18 protein-coding genes and 1 tRNA gene are annotated in these 19,911 nt (G+C 65.4%); 11 read left to right on the top strand and 8 right to left on the bottom strand.

The window, feature by feature from the left end; genetic code table 11:
• Positions 1 to 4 precede the first annotated feature (4 nt).
• From J2X62_RS24820 to J2X62_RS24805, 4 genes are read left to right on the top strand one after another with little or no spacing between them, the layout of a single operon-like run.
• On the top strand, positions 5 to 1,144 hold the full coding sequence (locus tag J2X62_RS24820) for an isobutyryl-CoA dehydrogenase (RefSeq protein ID WP_032383699.1): 1,140 nt from the start codon (positions 5 to 7) through the stop codon (positions 1,142 to 1,144).
• A complete protein-coding gene (locus J2X62_RS24815) occupies positions 1,141 to 2,199 on the top strand; it encodes an enoyl-CoA hydratase/isomerase family protein (RefSeq protein WP_230074618.1) in 1,059 nt (352 codons plus the stop codon). The genes J2X62_RS24820 and J2X62_RS24815 overlap by 4 nt, the downstream gene beginning before the upstream one ends.
• Positions 2,196 to 3,104: a 3-hydroxyisobutyrate dehydrogenase gene (gene mmsB / locus J2X62_RS24810; RefSeq protein WP_310184127.1), complete on the top strand. Its 909-nt coding sequence runs from the start codon at positions 2,196 to 2,198 to the stop codon at positions 3,102 to 3,104. Before J2X62_RS24815 ends, mmsB begins: the two co-directional genes overlap by 4 nt.
• The gene (locus J2X62_RS24805) at positions 3,101 to 3,877 is read left to right on the top strand and encodes an enoyl-CoA hydratase (protein ID WP_027497924.1); all 777 of its coding nucleotides are present in this window, start codon (positions 3,101 to 3,103) and stop codon (positions 3,875 to 3,877) included. Before mmsB ends, J2X62_RS24805 begins: the two co-directional genes overlap by 4 nt.
• A 149-nt stretch (positions 3,878 to 4,026) precedes the next feature.
• Here the strand turns inward: J2X62_RS24805 and J2X62_RS24800 are convergent, their stop codons facing one another.
• The 8 genes from J2X62_RS24800 to J2X62_RS24765 all read right to left on the bottom strand — a co-directional run bounded on the left by J2X62_RS24800 (position 4,027) and on the right by J2X62_RS24765 (position 10,337).
• Entirely contained in the window at positions 4,027 to 4,851 is an 825-nt protein-coding gene (locus J2X62_RS24800; RefSeq protein WP_027497923.1) for a hypothetical protein, read from the bottom strand.
• Positions 4,852 to 4,953: 102 nt separating this feature from the next.
• Positions 4,954 to 5,487, bottom strand: coding sequence for a MarR family winged helix-turn-helix transcriptional regulator (locus J2X62_RS24795; RefSeq protein WP_032365573.1), 534 nt, complete (start codon positions 5,485 to 5,487; stop codon positions 4,954 to 4,956).
• 35 nt (positions 5,488 to 5,522) lie between these two features.
• Positions 5,523 to 6,866, bottom strand: coding sequence for a DUF2254 domain-containing protein (locus J2X62_RS24790; protein ID WP_204859330.1), 1,344 nt, complete (start codon positions 6,864 to 6,866; stop codon positions 5,523 to 5,525).
• A 106-nt stretch (positions 6,867 to 6,972) separates the two neighbouring features.
• Entirely contained in the window at positions 6,973 to 7,560 is a 588-nt protein-coding gene (locus J2X62_RS24785; RefSeq protein WP_032365574.1) for a class I SAM-dependent methyltransferase, read from the bottom strand.
• A gap of 14 nt (positions 7,561 to 7,574) precedes the next feature.
• Positions 7,575 to 8,495 (bottom strand): hypothetical protein, encoded by a 921-nt coding sequence (locus J2X62_RS24780; protein ID WP_027497920.1) that lies wholly within the window; start codon positions 8,493 to 8,495, stop codon positions 7,575 to 7,577.
• Positions 8,496 to 8,555: 60 nt separating this feature from the next.
• Positions 8,556 to 8,628, bottom strand: a tRNA-Arg gene (locus J2X62_RS24775).
• A 69-nt stretch (positions 8,629 to 8,697) separates the two neighbouring features.
• The gene (locus J2X62_RS24770) at positions 8,698 to 9,414 is read right to left on the bottom strand and encodes a DUF305 domain-containing protein (protein WP_027497919.1); all 717 of its coding nucleotides are present in this window, start codon (positions 9,412 to 9,414) and stop codon (positions 8,698 to 8,700) included.
• Positions 9,414 to 10,337 carry a DUF3105 domain-containing protein gene (locus J2X62_RS24765; protein ID WP_027497918.1) on the bottom strand — a complete coding sequence of 308 codons (924 nt, stop codon included), beginning with the start codon at positions 10,335 to 10,337 and terminating at the stop codon, positions 9,414 to 9,416. Before J2X62_RS24765 ends, J2X62_RS24770 begins: the two co-directional genes overlap by 1 nt.
• 232 nt (positions 10,338 to 10,569) lie before the next feature.
• Between J2X62_RS24765 and argS the strand changes: the two genes are divergently transcribed.
• From argS to rpmE, 7 genes are all read left to right on the top strand, one after another.
• Entirely contained in the window at positions 10,570 to 12,222 is a 1,653-nt protein-coding gene (gene argS / locus J2X62_RS24760) for an arginine--tRNA ligase (RefSeq protein ID WP_310184119.1), read from the top strand.
• Entirely contained in the window at positions 12,219 to 13,640 is a 1,422-nt protein-coding gene (gene lysA / locus J2X62_RS24755) for a diaminopimelate decarboxylase (RefSeq protein WP_032365576.1), read from the top strand. The genes argS and lysA overlap by 4 nt, the downstream gene beginning before the upstream one ends.
• Entirely contained in the window at positions 13,637 to 14,938 is a 1,302-nt protein-coding gene (locus J2X62_RS24750; protein ID WP_027497915.1) for a homoserine dehydrogenase, read from the top strand. Before lysA ends, J2X62_RS24750 begins: the two co-directional genes overlap by 4 nt.
• Positions 14,935 to 16,002 carry a threonine synthase gene (gene thrC, locus J2X62_RS24745; protein WP_027497914.1) on the top strand — a complete coding sequence of 356 codons (1,068 nt, stop codon included), beginning with the start codon at positions 14,935 to 14,937 and terminating at the stop codon, positions 16,000 to 16,002. Before J2X62_RS24750 ends, thrC begins: the two co-directional genes overlap by 4 nt.
• Before the next feature lie 19 nt (positions 16,003 to 16,021).
• Entirely contained in the window at positions 16,022 to 16,954 is a 933-nt protein-coding gene (thrB, locus tag J2X62_RS24740) for a homoserine kinase (RefSeq protein ID WP_032365577.1), read from the top strand.
• Positions 16,955 to 17,264: 310 nt separating this feature from the next.
• Positions 17,265 to 19,409 carry a transcription termination factor Rho gene (rho, locus tag J2X62_RS24735; RefSeq protein ID WP_080735671.1) on the top strand — a complete coding sequence of 715 codons (2,145 nt, stop codon included), beginning with the start codon at positions 17,265 to 17,267 and terminating at the stop codon, positions 19,407 to 19,409.
• Between the two features lie 200 nt (positions 19,410 to 19,609).
• The gene (gene rpmE, locus J2X62_RS24730) at positions 19,610 to 19,843 is read left to right on the top strand and encodes a 50S ribosomal protein L31 (RefSeq protein ID WP_008715081.1); all 234 of its coding nucleotides are present in this window, start codon (positions 19,610 to 19,612) and stop codon (positions 19,841 to 19,843) included.
• Positions 19,844 to 19,911 lie beyond the last annotated feature (68 nt).

Raw genomic sequence — 19,911 nt, 5'->3', positions numbered from 1 at the left:
GACGATGTTCACGTTGAACGAGGACGAGCGTGCCATCAACGACACTGCTCGTGATTTCGCGGACGAGTTCCTCGCACCGAACGCCGTCGAATGGGATCAGCAGAAGCACTTTCCGGTGGACGTGCTGCGCAAGGCTGCTGCTCTCGGGATGGGCGGCATCTACATTCGTGAAGACGTGGGCGGATCGGGCCTGACCCGCGTCGACGCGGTGCGCATTTTCGAGCAACTCGCCACCGGTGACCCGTCCATCGCGGCCTACATTTCCATCCACAACATGGTCGCCTGGATGATCGACACGTACGGCGACGACGAGCAACGGCAGCGCTGGCTTCCAGGGCTGTGCTCGATGGACCAGCTCGGTAGCTACTGCCTCACCGAACCCGGCGCTGGATCCGATGCGGCAAAGCTCGGTACCAAGGCCGTCCGCGACGGTGACGAGTACGTGCTGGACGGCGTCAAGCAGTTCATCTCCGGCGCAGGCACTTCCGAGGTGTACGTCGTTATGGCCCGCACCGGAGCGCCGGGTCCCCGCGGCATCTCGGCGTTCATCGTGCCGAAGGACACGGCGGGACTGTCGTTCGGAGCGAACGAGAAAAAGATGGGATGGAACGCTCAACCCACCCGCCAGGTGATCTTCGAAGGTGCCCGCGTTCCGGCTGCCAACCTGCTCGGCGGCGAGGGCGACGGATTTCGGATCGCGATGAACGGGCTCAACGGCGGACGCATCAACATCGCCGCGTGCTCGATCGGCGGCGCACAGTCCGCTCTCGACAAGGCCGTGTCCTACCTCGCCGACCGCAACGCATTCGGCGCCAGGTTGCTCGACTCGCAGGCCCTGCAGTTTCGACTGGCGGATTTCAAGACCGAGCTCGAAGCTGCGCGAACTCTGCTGTGGCGAGCAGCGGACGGGTTGCAGAACAATGCAGCCGACAAGGTCGAGATGTGCGCGATGGCCAAGCGTTTCGGTACCGATACCGGCTTCGAGGTCGCCAACGGGGCGCTGCAGTTGCTCGGCGGATACGGTTATCTCGCCGAGTACGGTGTCGAGAAAATCGTTCGCGACCTTCGGGTCCACCAGATTCTGGAAGGTACCAACGAGATCATGCGCGTGGTCGTAGCTCGCTCCATCGTGGGTGCAGCATGAGCGATGTCCTACTGGAGGTTTCGGGCGGGATCGGTCGCATCACTCTGAACCGCCCCAAAGCCATCAATGCACTCTCGCATGCGATGGTTCAGCAGATAGCTCCGGCGTTGACGCAGTGGGCAACCGACGACAGAGTCGACGTCGTCCTGCTGACCGGAGCCGGCGAGCGCGGATTGTGCGCGGGCGGCGACATAGTCTCGATCTACCACGACGCCAAGGACGGCGGCAGCGGAAGCAAGGACTTCTGGCGCGACGAGTACGTGCTCAACGCCGCGATCGCCCGCTTCCCTAAGCCCTTCGTCGCGATCATGGACGGCATCGTCATGGGCGGTGGCGTCGGGCTCTCGGCCCACGCGAACACCCGTATCGTGACCGAACGTTCGAAGATCGCGATGCCCGAGGTCGGCATCGGATTCATTCCCGATGTCGGTGGCACCTACCTTCTTTCGCGTGCGCCCGGCGAAACCGGTACCCACTTCGCGCTCACCACGGCGCGGATGAATGCGGCCGACGCCATCGCGGTCGGATTCGCCGATCACTACATTCCGTCGGACAAGCTCGAGGAGTTCTACACCGCCCTCGAGACGGTCAGCGTCGGGGAGGCCGTCGACACGTTCAGCGAGTCGGCTCCGGAATCCACCGTCGCGACTCAGCAGGAATGGATCGACGAGTGCTACGCAGGTGACGACATTCAGGGCATCGTCGACGCTCTGGCTGCATCGCCGGTGCCGGAGGCGCAGCAGGCCGCACAGGACATCGCGTCCAAATCGCCGGTTTCTCTTGCGGTGACGCTGCGGTCGCTGCGACGGGCGGCGACGCTGCCCTCCCTCGAGGCCGTGCTCGACGAGGAGTACCGCGTGTCGGTCGCGTCGCTGAGCAGTCACGATCTGGTCGAGGGAATTCGGGCGCAGGTCGTCGACAAGGATCGCAACCCCCAGTGGCAGCCGGCCACGTCGGCGGATGTCACTGCCGAGGATGTCGACCGATACTTCGCGCCCCTGGGCGACGCCGAACTCGGTCTGTCGAAAGCACTTACAGAAGGTGAGCAGTCATGAGCGAGAAGACGATCGGATTCATCGGCCTCGGGCACATGGGTGGACCGATGGCCGCCAACCTGGCTGCGGCCGGGTACACGGTGCAGGGCTTCGATCTTGTTCCCGCGGCGCTGGAGCAGGCCACGAAGGACGGCGTCACTGTGGTGGAGTCCGCGGTTGCGGCCGTCGCCGGAGCCGACTTCGTGATCACGATGTTGCCGAACGGAAAACTGGTACTCGGGCTGTACGGGGACCTGCTTCCGGCCGCGGCACCGGGGACGTTGTTCATCGATTCGTCGACCATCGACGTCGCCGACGCGCATGCCGCGCACCGGCTGGTGCACGAGGCCGGACACCGTAGCCTCGACGCTCCGGTCTCGGGCGGTGTCGGGGGAGCGGCCGCAGGCACGCTCACGTTCATGGTCGGTGGTTCGGAGGACGATTTCGCCTCCGCCGCTGCCGTTCTCGACGTCATGGGCCGCAAGGTCGTGCACTGCGGGCCGGCGGGCAATGGTCAGGCCGCCAAGATCTGCAACAACATGATTCTCGGCGTATCGATGATCGCCATCAGCGAGGCCTTCGTGTTGGGCGAGAAGCTCGGTCTGAGCAATCAGGCGCTCTTCGACGTGGCATCGACTGCGTCCGGCCAATGCTGGGCGTTGACGACCAATTGCCCGGTGCCCGGTCCGGTTCCGACGAGCCCGGCGAACAACGAGTACAAGCCCGGATTCGCGGCGGCCCTCATGGACAAGGATCTGGGTCTGGCTGCGAATGCACTGCGCGACAACGGGGTCGAGGGAGTACTCGGACTTCGGGCAGCCGAGCTCTACGCTCGGTTCAAGGAAACGTCCGGCGGCGGAACCGACGTGGACTTCTCCGGCATCATCAACGACATCCGCGAACGCTCGAACGGAGCTGCTCAGTGACCGACTACGAAACCATCCTGCTCGAACGCCGGGGACGCGTCGGCATCATCACGCTGAACCGTCCGAAAGCATTGAACGCGCTGAACTCTCAGTTGATGCGTGAGGTCGTGTCGGTGGTCGAGGAACTCGATGCAGATTCCGAGATCGGTGCCATTCTGATCACCGGATCCGAACGGGCCTTCGCGGCCGGGGCCGACATCAAGGAAATGCAGCCCAAGTCCTACATGGACGTGTACCTCGACGACTTCTTCGCGGCGTGGGATCGACTGGCCGCGGCGCGGACGCCCCTCATCGCCGCGGTCTCCGGTTATGCACTCGGTGGCGGCTGCGAACTCGCGATGCTGTGCGACGTTCTGATCGCCTCGGACACCGCGGTATTCGGACAACCCGAGATCAAGCTCGGCGTCATTCCGGGAATCGGTGGCTCGCAGCGCCTGACGCGTGCGGTGGGCAAGGCCAAGGCCATGGAGATGTGCCTGACCGGCCGGAACATGAAGGTCGAGGAAGCCGAGCGAGCTGGATTGGTCTCGCGCATCGTGCCGGTCGCCGATCTCCTCGACGACGCCATCGCAACCGCGACCACGATCGCCGAGATGTCGCTACCGGTTGCCATGATGGCGAAGGAAGCAGTGAACCGATCGTTCGAGTCGAGCCTTCGTGAGGGAGTTCTGTTCGAGCGCCGCGTGTTTCATTCGACGTTCGCCACAGAGGATCAGAAGGAAGGCATGTCGGCTTTCATCGAGAAGCGCACGCCCAACTTCCAGCACCGGTAGTGCTGGCCGCTCTTTCGGGTCGTTCCGCGGGCTCCACTCGCGTGCTTTCGGGTCGTTCCGCGGGCTCCACTCCCACCCCGACCGGTCGTTCCGCAGGCTCCACTCCCACCCCGACCGGTCGTTCCGCAGGCTCCACTCCCGGGGCCGTCCTACCTGTCGGGGGACAGGAGGGCGGCCCCGCGGGCCGAGACCAGCTCGGGCATGGTCGGCACCAGGGTCGTCAGGCCGGTCCGTAGTTCGAGAGACCGCGCTATCGAGGTGATGTTCGCGCCGCCGCCGACCACAACGATGGACTGCGGTCTGGCACCGGACAATTCGATGGTCTGCTCCACCAGCATGCCCGCGTAACGGACGGGTCCCGCGATCAGATCGTCGAAGTCGCGCCGTGTCAGCACATGCCGTGCAGTGCCGGCTGGGTCCGTGGTGCTGACGACGGAATCGACACTCAGTTGCTCCTTGATGGACCGGCTGGCGTCGATTCCGACGCGAACGCCGTTGGACGAGAGCAGCCGGCGCACCGAGTGATCGAGATCGTCGCCGCAGAACGTGGCAGTGCGCCGCGTCATGAGGGTGCGAGTGGACGCGAGATCGATGACGGTGACCGTGGTCCCGGTACTACCGATGTCGCACAGCACGGTGACGCCGTGATTGGGGACCAGCCCGATGAATCGTAGAAACCTCACTTGCGCAGCGGTTTCCGGAACGAGTGAGGCCGTGCGAGCGGTACCTCGGGTGGCGACCGTGCCGGGATCGGTGGCCACCCGGTAGGCAATGGCAGAGAACTGGACCGGGAGCGACATCGTCGCGGCGATGGAATGGATGGCGTCGACGCCGGTGGCGATCGTGGTGGCCAGCGACTGCCCGGGAGCGCGGCGCACCGTCCGCGACACGATGGGTGTGCGGTGGGGGCTGTCCAGATACGTCAGAATTGCGCGTGCACCGTGCGCACCCGCTCCGACCCCCAACACCAACACCCCGCCCCGCCCTTCAGCAGACCGACTCCGACCTGTTCCCGGAGCAATTGGACCACGAACGGTACGGCTGTGCCATTGTCTTGTGACGAGTCACCATCGAACTCAGAACGATGTGGTGATGTCATCACTGTCGAAATCGCCTGCATCCGAACGCAGTTCCGCAAGGATGCGCACCAGCGCCATCAGCTTGTCGCGCGCGAGCCCGGGCTTGGCGAACACCAGCGTGTTCAGGCGCTCGGTGGCTTCGACCGCCAACGTGCGCCCCTGCTCGGTGATTTCGACCAGGGTTGTCCGTCGATCGCTGGGATGGGGAATCCGGCGCACGTAGCCGACCGATTCGAGGCGGTCCACCGCGTTGGTCACACTGGTGGGGTGCACTTGCAGTCGGGCACTGGCCTTCGCCATCGGTAGCGCGCCGTTCTTGGTGAACGTCAACAACGTCAGCAACTCGTAGCGCGAAAACGTCAGTCCCGTCGGCTTGAGCGCTTCCTCGACCCGGGCCAGCATGATCTGCTGCGCGCGCATCAGCGAGGTGACCGCGGCCATACCGTCGGCGGCATCGGACCACCCGTGCTTGGTCCACTGACGGTGGGCCTCTGCAATGGGGTCGAGGGGAAGCGGCGACGGTGCTGGCATACACACCATCCTCCCACGGTGCCCGGTTCGAGCGTCTACCGAATGACGGTGCGAAGTACCGCGAGTGGTACCCGATCGGTGATCGCTGCTCTAGTCCGCGAAATCTGCTCGCGGGCATCGGCTGTGCGCGCGCTGTCGGTCTCGTCGACGGTCAGGGCGGCGTCCAACAGGCTCAATTGCGCCAGCGCGGCGTCGACATCGTCGGTGGAGCGCGCCGCGCGGCCGACCCTCTCGGCGAGACGAATTCCGGCCTGGACCACCATGGGACTGCCGGTCCCGTAGATGCGCACAGCATCGAGCGCATGGTCGATCAGGATCGAGACGGCCACCCGCCGCACGATCAGTCGCACCTCTCCGTCGGTTCCACGCCGTCCGCGTGACGGTGCCGGCCGTTGGACCAGTGCAACGAGTCCGACGGAGAGATCGTCGATGGCGTTACGCGCCGTGTAGGGATCGTTGACCCCGGTGGACAGCGCCCGGACCGCCATTTCCGTCATCTGCTCGACGGCGAACGCGATGTCGTGGCGCGGCGTCCTACTGGTACCGATGTCGAAAGAAGAGCGGACTCGGTCGATCGATGCGTCGGAGATGTCGGCCGAGCGATCGGCGAGAATGTCGACGAGCGGCTCGCCGGAGACGATGTGCTCGCCCGGGACCCGATGAATCTCGATCAGCGTGCCGTTGTCGCTCGCGATGCCCAGCAGTGCGTCCTCGTCGATGTCGATGATCACCCCGGATGTCTCGGCCAGGACCGTCACGTAGACAGGTGGTTTCGAGATGCCGTCGATCGAAGCGGCGTCGTCGGGAAGATCCGTCGGGTAGAGGGAGTCGACGGATTCCGACAACTCGTCGCGGACTCTCGCGGACAGGGTGGCCACCTGAATCGACTGCGCGATGTGGTGGATGAAGTAGACGAGCACGCCCACGTCGACGACGGCGAGCGCGACGGCCACGTTGACGGCGATGTCCGGGACGAACACCGAACCATCGGATTCGATCGAACGAATCGACCGCAGCACCATCAGCGAGTACAGGAACGTCGCCCCGAAGATACCCAGAACCACCTGATTCCCGCGGTCCGCCATGAAGTTTCGCACCAGGCGTGGGCCGTACGAGGAACTGGCCGTGGCGAGGACGGAGATGGTGATGGAGAACGACGTGGCGGCCACCCCCAGCATCGAGCCACCGATCGCCCCGAGGATGTCCCGGCTGCCACTCGCCCCGACGTGATAGAGCAACGAACCCGTCAGGTCCACGCGGGTGTCGAGTAGGTAGCGATCGAGGCTGACGAGCGCCTGCGCCAGTAGGAGTGCGAGAACTCCGAGGACGGCGGGAATGAACCAGAACGACTCCCGCAACCGCGCTATGTGTTCCTTCATGAGCGACAGTCTTCCCGCCCAGGAACGAATCGACACCCGCACTTGGAATCGCGGCGCTCGCTTCGTTCGAACGAGGCCTGCCGGCACAGGCCGGCCTCGATTCGTCTCAAGCGAGCAGAGCAGGCTTTCGTGCCACGGTGACGGCCCAGTCCGCGTCGGCGCGCCAGGGCCGCAGGTCCCAGGTGGAGAACCGATGTTCGACGAAAAATCCGACGGCAGTGAGATCCTCGTGGAGTTCGTCGGCCGTGTATGCCCGGTCGGTGGCGAAGCCGGTGACGAACACTCCGCCGTCGTTCAGATGTGCCCAGATGCGTTCGAGCGCAGCACGTTCGGTGCCGGGCTCCAGAAAAACCAACACGTTGCCGGCCGCGACGACCGCGTCGAACGTGCGATTCAACTCGAGCGTGGTCAGATCCGCGAGATGCACGTCGAGTTCGGGGTGACTACGCGCCTTCTCGACCAGAATCGGATCGAGATCCACGGCGGTGACGTGGTGGCCACGTCGCGCCAGTTCGGCACCGAGTCTGCCCGTACCGCAGCCGGCGTCGAGAATGTCCGACGCGGGGGAGACCACCGCGTCGACCATGCGGGCTTCACCGTGCAGATCCACGCCGCGTTCGGCCAGACGATCGAATCGCTCGATGTACCGGGCGGAGTCGTCGGCGGAGTTCTCGGCTTGCCAGCGCGTGGTCATACCGCCAGGGTAGGTCAGCTCGGTTCGTCGAGGGCCGACCGGGCTTCGGCCACGCGTGCCCGGGCCGCCTCGAGCGCCTCCGCCGTCGACTCTGCCTGTTCGACGCTTTTTCTCTCCGCGGCCCGCGCTGCCTTCGCTGTGGCTCTCGCGGCCTCCAGCTCGGCTTCGAGTCTCTCGACTTCTGCTGTCGCGCTGCGTCGTTCGGACGCAGCGCGCTCCGTGCCCTGGTCGGCAGCGTCGGCCGCATCACGTGCGGCATCGAATGCGGTTTCGGCAGAGTCGAGTTCGGCAACCAGGCGATCGTGTTCCGCCTGGCGCAGCAACTCGGCTTCGTTCTCGGCATCGGATTCCGCTGCGGACTCGGGCGCGTCATCGGCAATGTCCGGTTCGCCGTCGTCCTCGGTCTCGGTCTCGGTCTCAGGAGGATCCGGAACGAGCGAGAGCAGCGCGGGGCCGAAGCCGCTGTATGTCTCGGCCACCACCGTTCGGCCCGCACGAACCCGGTCGCGGATCTCCGGATCGGCCATTGCGGCATTGAGGGTGTTGGAAACCTCGCGCGCCGCGTTGTCGCCGACGGTCACGCCACGTTCGCGACCCAATACCACGGCTCGATCGGTGAGCGCGCGTATCGAAGCGCTTCGAGCGGTGGACAACTCACGCAGTCGATGACCGTCGCCGCGTTGCTGAGCCCGTTCGAGTTCGGCACCGAGGTCGAACAACTCGGCGACCGCGGATTCGTCCTGACGAGCGAGTGTGTTCACCAACCAGGCCACGACAGTGGGTTTACGGAGTCCGCCGATACGAGTGGCACCGGACTTGTCTCCGGCCTTCTTGAACCGGGTCACATACGCCGATCGGTGCGACACGAAGTCGGCGGGTGCCAGTGAATACAGCTCGTCGATGACGGTGTCGATATCGGGGAGATCCTCGGACATGTGAACAGTCCGTCTCGTTCGAGCAGTCACCTCGGAGAAGTGACATGCGTGAAAGATGTGTGCCCCCGGCAGGATTCGAACCTGCGGCCTTTCGCTCCGGAGGCGAACGCTCTATCCCCTGAGCTACGGGGGCGCACCGGCTTCAGCCGGCGTGCCTGTTGGGCTGTACGAAAGACTAGCGCATGTGCAACGCGAGCCGAAATCACCCCTCGGGCAGCGGCTGCGCACCCTTCGCCGCGAGCATCTGCTTCATCAGAGTCGACTCACTCGTCTGCGTTGCCACCATGGACTTTGCCAGGTTGATCACCGCAGGAGACTGCGCGTGTGTCTGGGCGTACTCCATCATCGCCAGGCCGCCCTCGTGGTGACGCAGCATCAGCTGCAAGAACATGACGTCGACGTCGGTTCCGGTCGCTTGGCGTAGTGCGGCGAGCTCGGTGGAGCTGGCCATGCCGGGCATGGCTCTGGTGGGATCGGAGGATCCCGGTTCCATCGACATGCCGCCCATCGAATGGCCGTGAGAGTCGTCGGCCGTCATCCAGGTCATGTAGCCGTCGGTCGAGATCGGCGCGCGGTCCCACAATGCGAGCCAGCCCTGCATCTGGCCCACCTGATTCTGTTGCGAGGTGAGCATGTCGAACGCCAGGCTCTTGACGGCCTGATCGGGCGCGTTGGTCAACGCGACCGCGGCCATTTCGATGGCCTGGTTGTGGTGCACCGTCATGTCCTGGGCAAATCCGACGTCGACCGAATCTGCTGCGGGGGAGTTGTCACCGCTGCGGAACGGATTCTGCGCCAGGAAGCCCAGCGCGAATCCGATCGCCAGTACGGCGATCACGGCCAAGGCGACCAGCGCAGTGCGCTGGCTCCGCTTGGTCTCGGGGACGCCGTCGACCGAGTCGACTGTCGATTCGGTCATCAGCTCGCGGGCACCTGGAGATCGCTGGGCAGCTGTGCTCCGCCGGGCAACTGTGCTCCGCCGGGCAGGCCGCTCGGCATTCCGCCTGCGCCGCTGGTCTCGCTGGCGTCGGGAGTGATGCCTGCGCCGTCCATCGGAACGGCGTCCGCACCCGGGGCCGAAGCGTCGAACAGCGGCGGGTTGTCGGGATCGAACGCGTTGTCACCGACTCCGGGCACGGATGCGCAGCTGGCACCGACCTCCGGGTAGGCGAATCGGTTGAGGCGCAGAGCCGAGATGAACTGACCGATGCGCTCGTCGTCGACGCTGTCGAGCTTGAGCTGGTGACCCCAGGACTGCAGCGAGACGGGAGTGTCGAGGCCCGGGTACGGCGACATCATCATCTGCGTTTCCCCGTCGACGCGGTCGGCGAGGGACTGAATCTGGTCCTCGTTGAGGTCGTCGGGGTTGTACGTCACCCAGACCGCTCCGTGTTCGAGGGAGTGCACAGCGTTCTCGGTGCGGATGGCCTCGGGGTAGACGATGCCGGTGCAGGTGGCCCACACCGCATCGTGCGGTCCACCGAACGGCGGCGTCTGGTCGTAGGCGACGCGTTGCGCGCGCCCGACGTGCAGGGCTGCCGGGTATTCCTTGATGGTGACGCCGTCGATTCCCGTCGACGGATCCTGATTGCTCTCGCTGGGCGCGAATTTCTGCGCCTCGGCGCGGTCCTGGTACTTGGGGTAGAGGTTGACCCCGAGGCCCACGACGAGTCCGACGACCACAACGACACCGGCAACCGTCAGCCAGGGAATCTGTCTGCCCTTGGCGGCGGGGACACCGCCCTGCTTCTTGCGAGCTGACTTCTTGTTGGCTGCACTGATGGCTTTGTCTGCCTTCGCAGCCGACTTGTTCTGACTGCCTTTGTCGGGACCCGTTGGCATCGCTGTGGTTGCTCTCTCAGTCGAGGAAAAGTGGGTGGTCGGTAGCGCTGGTGGTACGTATCTGCTGGTGACGGCCGTACTCGACGGTCGTCCGCGCAGAGCGCCCCTACTGTACGTTCTCTGTCTGAGAGCGTGCTCAGAGCCCGTGTGGACCGCATCGGCCAGGTGGCCCCGCGCTCGGACGGGCAGTGGATGCGAGTATGCCGCACACCAGCCAATAGGATGGCTACCTGTGACTCCCGCCGATCTTGCCGAATTGCTTCACGCGACCGCCGCCAAGGTGCTTGCCGACCGCGGCCTGGACGCATCCGTTCTCCCTGCGAAGCTCACGGTCGAGCGTCCCCGCAATCCCGAGCACGGTGACTATGCCACCAATGTGGCGCTGCAGGTGGCGAAGAAGGCCGGAGCCAATCCCCGTGATTTCGCCGGCTGGCTCGCCGAGGCGCTCGCGGCCGACGCCGCGATCGCCAGTGCCGACGTCGCAGGCCCCGGCTTTCTGAACATCAGGCTGGCTGCCGCAGCGCAGGGCGAGATCGTTGCCCGCGTGCTGGCCGCCGGTGCCGAGTTCGGCAACGGATCCTCGATGGCAGGCAAGAAGGTCAACCTCGAGTTCGTCTCGGCCAACCCCACCGGACCGGTGCACCTCGGTGGAACCCGATGGGCTGCGGTCGGCGATGCCCTCGGACGCATCCTGATCGCGCACGGAGCCGAGGTCACTCGCGAGTACTACTTCAACGATCACGGCGCTCAGATCGATCGCTTCAGCCGGTCGCTCATCGCCGCGGCCAAGGGAGAGCCGGCACCGGAGAACGGGTATGCGGGCGAGTACATCGCCGAGATCGCACAGCAGGTGCTGGCGAAGGAGCCAGAAGCGCTGGCGCTGGCACCCGAGGCGCAGGACGAGACCTTCCGGTCGATCGGTACCCAGCTGATGTTCGACCGCATCAAGGCCAACCTGCACGAATTCGGTGTCGATTTCGACGTCTACTTCCACGAGAACTCACTCTTCGAGTCCGGTGCCGTCGAAAAATCGGTCGACTACCTCAAGAGCTCGGGGAGCCTGTACGAGGAAGACGGTGCATGGTGGCTTCGGTCCACCGAGTACGGCGACGACAAGGATCGCGTCGTCATCAAGAGCGACGGTAATGCTGCCTACATTGCAGGCGACATCGCGTACTTCCAGAACAAGCGTCAGCGCGGATTCGACCTGTGCATCTACATGCTCGGAGCAGACCACCACGGTTACATCGGTCGACTCAAGGCCGCCGCCGCTGCATTCGGCGACGACCCCGAGACCGTCGAGGTGCTGATCGGGCAGATGGTCAACCTCGTTCGCGACGGCGTCGCGGTGAAGATGAGCAAGCGGGCAGGCACCGTCATCACGCTCGACGATCTGGTCGAAGCCATCGGCGTCGACGCGTCGCGCTACGTCATGATCCGGTCGTCCGTCGACTCGAGCATCGACATCGACCTCGCCCTGTGGGCCAGCGCCAGCAACGAGAACCCGGTGTACTACGTCCAGTACGCCCACGCCCGGTTGGCATCGCTCGCGCGCAATGCCGCCGAACTGGGGATCTCGGGCGACGATCCCGATCTGAGCCTGCTGACGCACGAGCAGGAGGGCGAGTTGATCAGGACGATCGGCGAGTACCCGCGGGTGGTGGCCAGTGCCGCCGAACTACGCGAACCACATCGGATCGCCCGCTACCTCGAAGAACTGGCGGGGGCCTACCACCGGTTCTACGGCGCGTGTCGAGTACTTCCCCAAGGAGACGAGGAGCCCGGACCTGTGAACACCGCACGACTGGCATTGGGCAACGCAACCCGACAGGTTCTGGCCAACGGCCTCGAACTGCTCGGTGTCAGCGCACCGGAGCGCATGTGAGCGCACATCCGGCAGGGCCCAAGCACGCCGATGCCCCAGCCAAGCAGTCGATGTCCGAGCGTCCGAGCGCCGCGTCGGACATGACGACGCTTCCCGAACAGGTGTGGCCACGCAACGCGGCACGCGGCGACGACGGCACGGTTCGGCTCGCGGGGGTGTCGGTCACCGACCTCGCGGCGCAGTACGGCACCCCACTGTTCGTCGTGGACGAGGACGACTTCCGCGCACGCTGCCGCGAGATGGCCGCTGCGTTCGGGGCACCCGAACGAGTTCACTACGCTTCCAAGGCATTTCTGTGTGGCGAGATCGCTCGTTGGGTGGCCGACGAGGGTCTCTCGCTCGACATCTGCTCGGGCGGTGAGCTGGCCATCGCCCTGGCTGCCGGATTCCCGGCGGATCGAATTGCGATGCACGGCAACAACAAATCCGTGGCCGAGCTCGAGGCCGGAGTGAGTGCCGGAGTCGAGCACGTCGTTCTCGACTCCAATATCGAGATCGACCGTCTCGACGCCGTGGCCGGTTCGGCCGGTGTGGTGCAGGACGTGCTGATTCGTATCACCGTCGGCGTCGAGGCACACACGCACGAGTTCATCGCGACCGCCCACGAGGATCAGAAGTTCGGCTTCTCGCTCGCCGACGGCTCGGCGATCGAAGCCGTCCGTCGGGTGTTCGCCGCAGACAACCTTCGTCTCGTGGGGCTGCACAGTCACATCGGCTCGCAGATCTTCGAGGTCGACGGTTTCGAGCTGGCTGCGCACAAGGTCATTGGGCTGCTGCGCGACATCGTTGCCGAGTTCGGCGTGGACAAGACCTCGCAGATCTCGACGCTCGATCTCGGTGGCGGCATGGGTATTTCGTACGTACCGAGTGACGATCCGCCGCCCGTCGACCAATTGGCGGCCAAGCTGGCGAGCATCGTCGAGACGGAGTCGGCCGCGGCCGGTTTGCCGGTTCCGACCATTGCCGTCGAGCCGGGTCGAGCCATCGCCGGGCCGGGCACCGTGACGGTCTACGAGGTGGGCACCGTCAAGGACGTCACCGTCGACAACGCCACCCGCAGGCGGTACATCAGTGTCGACGGCGGTATGAGCGACAACATTCGTACGTCGCTGTATCAGGCCGAGTACGACTGCCGCTTGGTCTCGCGTACCAGCGACGCCGACGCCGTGATGGCTCGCGTGGTCGGAAAGCACTGTGAGAGTGGCGATATCGTCATCAAGAACACGTGGATGCCGGCCGACGTCGGGCCCGGTGATCTGCTCGCCGTCGCAGCCACCGGTGCTTACTGCTACTCCATGTCCAGCCGCTACAACCTGCTGACGCGGCCCGCTGTGGTCGCGGTCAAGGACGGGCGTGCGCGCCTGATCCTGCGGCGGGAAACCATCGAAGATCTGCTCAGCTTGGAGGTTCAGCCATGACATCGAAGCCGATAGGCGTCGCCGTACTCGGACTCGGAAACGTCGGTAGCGAGGTCGTCCGGATCATCACCGAGAATGCAGCGGACTTCGAGGCCAGAATCGGTGCGCCACTGGAGATTCGGGGAATCGCGGTACGTCGGATCGACGGCGATCGCGGAGTACCGGCCGAACTGCTCACCGACGACCCGGCCGAATTGGTCGGTCGCGACGACGTCGACATCGTCGTCGAGGTGCTCGGCGGTATCGACATCCCACGCAAGCTGGTGTTGTCGGCGCTCGAGAACGGCAAGTCCGTCATCACTGCGAACAAGGCCCTGCTCGCCGAATACACCGGAGAGTTGGCCGACGCGGCCGAGAAGTCGCGTGCCGACCTGTATTTCGAGGCAGCTGTCGCCGGAGCCATTCCGGTGGTGCGGCCGTTGATGCAGTCGTTGGCAGGCGACCGCGTCAACAAGGTCGCGGGCATCGTCAACGGCACCACCAACTTCATCCTCTCGGCCATGGACGAGACCGGTGCGGACTACGCCGAAACCCTCGCCGAGGCAGGGCGACTGGGGTACGCCGAGGCCGATCCGACCGCCGATGTCGAGGGCTACGACGCCGCGTCCAAGGCGGCCATCCTCGCCTCGATCGCGTTCCACACTCGGGTCACGGCCGGCGACGTCTACCGCGAGGGCATCAGCAAGATCACTGCAGACGACCTCGAGACCGCGAAGTCTCTCGACTGCACCATCAAATTGCTGGCCATCTGCGAGCGCATCACCACGCCCAAGGGCAAGGAGCGCATCTCGGCCCGGGTCTACCCGGCACTCGTTCCGCTCGATCACCCGTTGGCGTCGGTGAACGGCGCGTTCAACGCCGTCGTCGTCGAGGCCGAGGCCGCAGGCCGGTTGATGTTCTACGGCCAGGGTGCGGGCGGCGCGCCGACGGCGTCCGCTGTGCTCGGCGACCTGGTGATGGCCGCGCGCAACAAGTTCTACGGAGGCCGCGGCCCACTCGAGTCCAAGTACGCCAAGCTCAAGGTGGCCCCGATGGGTGACATCCTCACCCGGTACTACGTCAGCATGCAGGTGGCCGACAAGCCCGGCGTTCTCGCTACCGTGGCCGCCGAATTCTCCAAGCGCGACGTCAGCATCTCCACCGTGCGCCAGCACGGCGCGGGTGACGGGGCCAGGCTCGTCGTGGTCACGCACCTCGCGGCCGATTCCGCACTGTCCGACACCGTTGCATCCCTCGAGCAGTTGGACGTGGTCGTCCACGTCGCCAGCGTTCTCAGATTGGAAGGCACCACAGTATGAGCGTCCACACCCCCTGGCCCGGTCTGATCGAGGCGTACCGCTCGCGTCTGGCGATCGGTCCCGACTGGAAGACCGTCACCCTGCGCGAGGGCGGCACCCCGCTGCTGCCCGCCGGGCACCTGTCCGAATTGACCGGCTGCACAGTGCACCTGAAGGTCGAGGGACTCAACCCCACCGGCTCGTTCAAGGACCGCGGCATGACCATGGCCGTCACCGACGCGCTCGCCCGTGGGCAAGAAGCAGTGCTGTGCGCGTCCACCGGCAACACCTCGGCGTCCGCTGCGGCCTACGCGGCCAAGGCCGGCATGTCCTGTGCCGTACTGGTTCCGCAGGGCAAGATCGCGATGGGCAAGCTGGCTCAGGCAGTCATGCACGGCGCGAAGATCATTCAGGTCCAGGGCAACTTCGACGACTGCCTCGAACTGGCGCGCAAGACCACGGCCGAGTTCCCGACGATCGGTCTGGTCAACTCCGTCAACCCCGTGCGTATCGAGGGGCAGAAGACCGCGGCGTTCGAGATCTGCGACGCCCTCGGCGATGCACCCGACATCCATGCTCTACCGGTCGGCAACGCGGGCAACATCACCGCGTACTGGCGCGGGTACTCCGAGTACTTCCGCGACGGCCTCACCACCCGCAAGCCGCGGATGCTCGGCGTGCAGGCCGCGGGTGCCGCTCCTCTGGTTCACGGTGCGCCCGTGAAGGACCCGGAAACGATCGCGACCGCAATCCGGATCGGCTCACCCGCATCCTGGAACGGTGCCGTCAATGCCAAGGAAGAATCGAACGGAGCATTCCGGGCCGCGACCGACGAGGAGATCCTCGAGGCGTACCGGTTGATTGCGAAGACCGAGGGCGTGTTCGTCGAACCGGCCTCCGCGGCCAGCGTCGCCGGACTGTTGGCGGCTCGAAAGGAAGGGTGGCTGGAGCCGGGCCTGACCGTTGTCTGCACGGTGACCGGCAACGGTCTCAAGGATCCCGACACTGCACTGTCGGGAATGCCTGTCGTGGAACCGATTTCGGTCGATCCCGTCGCTGTTGCGGCTGCGCTCGAGCTGGCCTGAGTTGACGGAATCTCCGGCAATGACGAAGACGCTTCCCATCGGGCTCACGGTGACCGCGCGTGTGCCGGCCTCCAGTGCCAACATCGGCCCCGGATTCGACAGTCTCGGAATGGCTTTGGGCCTGTACGACGAGATCGAGGTCACGACCACGGCGTCGGGCCTGTCGATCCACGTCGACGGTGAGGGGTCGGCGGACGTTCCGTGGGGACCGACGCACCTCGTCGTGCGGGCCATCGAGCGGGGTCTGGAAGCGGCCGGAGTGTGGGCGGATGGATTGAATGTCCACTGCCGCAACGTCATTCCGCATTCGAGAGGTCTCGGATCCTCGGCCTCGGCCGTGGTCGGCGGGCTCGCCGCGGCCAATGCACTCGCGTCGAAGGTGGACCCCGCGCTGTCGTTGTCGGACAGTCAGTTGGTGCAGTTGTCGTCCGAGTTCGAGGGGCACCCCGACAACGCGTCGGCGAGTTGCCTCGGCGGTGCCGTCGTGTCGTGGAGCGAACCGCCCAATGCCAGTGTGACGGCACGCAAGTACGCCGCCGTGCGCCTGGACGTACATCCCAGCATCAAGGTCGTCGTGCTCGTGCCCTCCGAGCGCTCCTCGACCTCGCACACACGGGGATTGCTGCCGGAGTTGGTGCCGCACCGCGACGCCGCCTTCAACGTCAGTCGCAGTGCGCTCGCCGTCGTCGCATTGACCGAGCGTCCGGATCTGCTGATGGCTGCCACCGAGGATCTACTGCATCAGGGCCAGCGGGCACAGGCGCTGCCCGACACCACCCGGTGGATCGCGACGTTGCGCGCCCGCTCGATCGCCGCGGTGGTGTCGGGAGCAGGCCCTACCGTCATGGCCCTGTGCACCGAAGAATTCCCGGCCGATCTGCGCGACGCTGCGCTGGCCGAGGGATGGCGAGTTCTCGACCTCGAGGTGGCCGACGGAGTCACGGTCGCATGACCGACACCGAATAGGGTTCTTGCCGAGCGAGGACAACGACGCTATGGTGAACCCTGTCCGTACATCGTGCGCTTCAGACGCCGGTTTCGTCAGGGCAATCAGGTCACTGTATTCGGGGGAGTTCAGAACGTCCGAGTGATGTGACGCTCCTGGCTCGGTCCTTCCCGTAGTTCGCTGCGGTCCCGGACCGATGGTGTCGTCGGCGGAGTGCGTCGAACATGAACGGCAATATCCGAGTTCGGCAGAAAGCCGAGCTGCGGAACGAACCCTCGGCTGCGCATCGAGCGAGCGAGGGAAGGAAAGGACCTCCGTGACCGATACGGAACTCATCTCTGCGCCCGAAACGTCACGCCGTCGCGCCGGCCTGTCCGGAATGGTTCTCACCGAGCTACGCAGCCTCGCTGGCGAACTCGGCATCAAGAGCATCTCCGGCATGCGCAAGGGCGATCTGATCGCGGCCATCACCGAGCGTCAATCGGGCACCGCGCCGGCCAAGTCCGCTGCGCCGAAGTCCGATGCGCCGAAGAGCGATGCACCGAAGGCCGACGCTCCCAAGGCTCGACGCGCTGCTGCGTCGGCAACGGTTGCCGACGAACGACCCGCAATCGACACTGCTCCCGAGCCTGCGACGGCTGCCGACACGTCGGACGCAGCACCCGAGGCCGGACGTCGCACCCGGGGCCGCCGCGCCGCGGGTCGCCGCGCAGGTGCGCCCGACCAGTTGCCACTGGACGGCAGCGGCGACACGGCCGCATCGGCCCCCGCTACCGCGGAGTCGACCGCTGCAGCGGAGACCACCGACAAGCAGGACGATTCCGGCGAGAACGCCGCAGCGGAGCGCCCACGTCGTAGCCGCGGCGAGCGCAACCGCCAGGACGGTGCCGAGCGCGAACCGCGTGACACCGACAACGGCAACCGCAACCAGGGCGATCGCAACCAGGGCGATCGCAACCAGGGGGACCGGGACGGCGGCAATCGCGACAATGCGGGCCGCAACCAGGGCGACCGGGACAACTCGAACCGCGACTCCAACCGTGAGAACGGCAACCGCAATCAGAACGACCGTGGCGGACGCAATCGCAATCAAGGCGACGGCCGCAACGACAACCGCAACGACAACCGAAACGACAATCGCAACGAGGACCGCAACAACGGCCCGCGCGACAACCGTGACAACAACCAGGACGACGACGGCGAAGGCCGCGGTCGCAGGGGTCGACGGTTCCGTGAGCGTCGTCGTGGACGCGACCGCGGCGAGGGCAACGAGGGCGGCGGCGGTCGCGAGCGCGACACCGAGATCCGCGAGGACGATGTTCTCCAGCCGGTAGCCGGCATTCTCGACGTTCTCGACAACTACGCGTTCGTTCGGACCTCGGGTTACCTGGCCGGACCGAACGACGTCTACGTGTCGATGAACCTGGTGCGCAAGAACGGCCTTCGCCGCGGCGACGCCGTCACCGGTGCCGTTCGGGTGGCGCGTGAAGGTGAGCAGTCGGGTCAGCGTCAGAAGTTCAACCCGCTGGTGCGTCTGGATACCGTCAACGGGGGAGAGGTCGAGGCCGCGCGCAAGCGTCCGGAGTTCGGCAAGCTCACCCCGCTGTACCCCAACCAGCGGCTGCGCCTCGAGACCCAGCAGAACATCCTGACCACGCGCATCATCGACCTGGTGATGCCCATCGGTAAGGGTCAGCGCGCGTTGATCGTCAGCCCCCCGAAGGCCGGTAAGACGAGCGTTCTGCAGGCCATCGCCAACGCGATCGCCATCAACAACCCCGAGTGCTACCTGATGGTCATCCTCGTCGACGAGCGTCCCGAGGAAGTGACCGACATGCAGCGCTCGGTCAAGGGCGAGGTCATCGCCTCGACCTTCGACCGCCCGCCGGGTGACCACACGGCGGTCGCCGAGCTGGCGATCGAGCGTGCCAAGCGTCTGGTCGAGGCCGGCCAGGACGTCGTTGTCCTGCTCGATTCGATCACTCGACTGGGCCGCGCGTACAACAACAGCTCGCCTGCTTCGGGCCGCATCCTCTCCGGTGGTGTCGACTCGACCGCGCTGTACCCGCCCAAGCGATTCCTCGGCGCGGCACGAAACATCGAGCACGGTGGATCGCTGACGATCATCGCCACGGCCATGGTCGAGACCGGATCCACCGGCGACACCGTGATCTTCGAGGAGTTCAAGGGAACCGGTAACGCCGAGCTCAAGCTCGATCGCAAGATCGCCGAGCGTCGGGTGTTCCCCGCGGTGGACATCAACCCGTCCAGCACCCGTCACGACGAGCTTCTTCTCGCTCCGGACGAGGCTGCGGTGGTGCACAAGCTGCGTCGCGTGTTGTCCGGTCTCGACTCGCATCAGGCCATCGACCTGCTGGTCGATCGCCTGAAGAAGAGCAAGAACAATCTCGAATTTCTGATGGAAGTTTCGAAGACCGCTCCCGGCGGCATCAACGATTGATCCCGTGTTCCCCGGGTCCGAGGGTCCGGGGAACAAGAGGGCAGGTGCCCGCGTTGTAAGCATCTGTCGGCACAGAAGTACCGACGATTAGCAGGGCAGATACACGCTCTGGCATAATCAACGGCCGAGTCCGGTTCCGGTTCACGTCTTCGATCAGCGAAGGCGACCCGGCGACCATTACAAAGAACGGTAAGGACACCATGAAGGCAGGAATTCACCCCGACTACACACTGACGACAGTCGTCTGTGGTTGCGGCAATACTTTCGAGACCCGAAGCACCACCGACAAAGAGCGCATCAGCGTCGAGGTCTGCTCGCAGTGCCACCCCTTCTACACCGGCAAGCAGAAGATTCTCGACACCGGCGGTCGCGTCGCTCGCTTCGAGGCTCGCTACGGCAAGCGCGCCGGCAAGAAGGCCGACGCAGACAGCTAGCTGTTTCGCCGACGCCCGTCCTGTGAACTACAGGGCGGGCGTCGGCTTTTTTGTGTCCATACCCGGTT

The sequence above is a fragment of the Rhodococcus sp. 3258 genome (assembly GCF_031456475.1).
Classification (GTDB): Bacteria; Actinomycetota; Actinomycetes; order Mycobacteriales; family Mycobacteriaceae; genus Rhodococcoides; species Rhodococcoides fascians.
The sequence above is the reverse complement of the archived record's forward strand: the minus strand, read 5'-3'. Positions and strand labels throughout refer to the sequence as shown.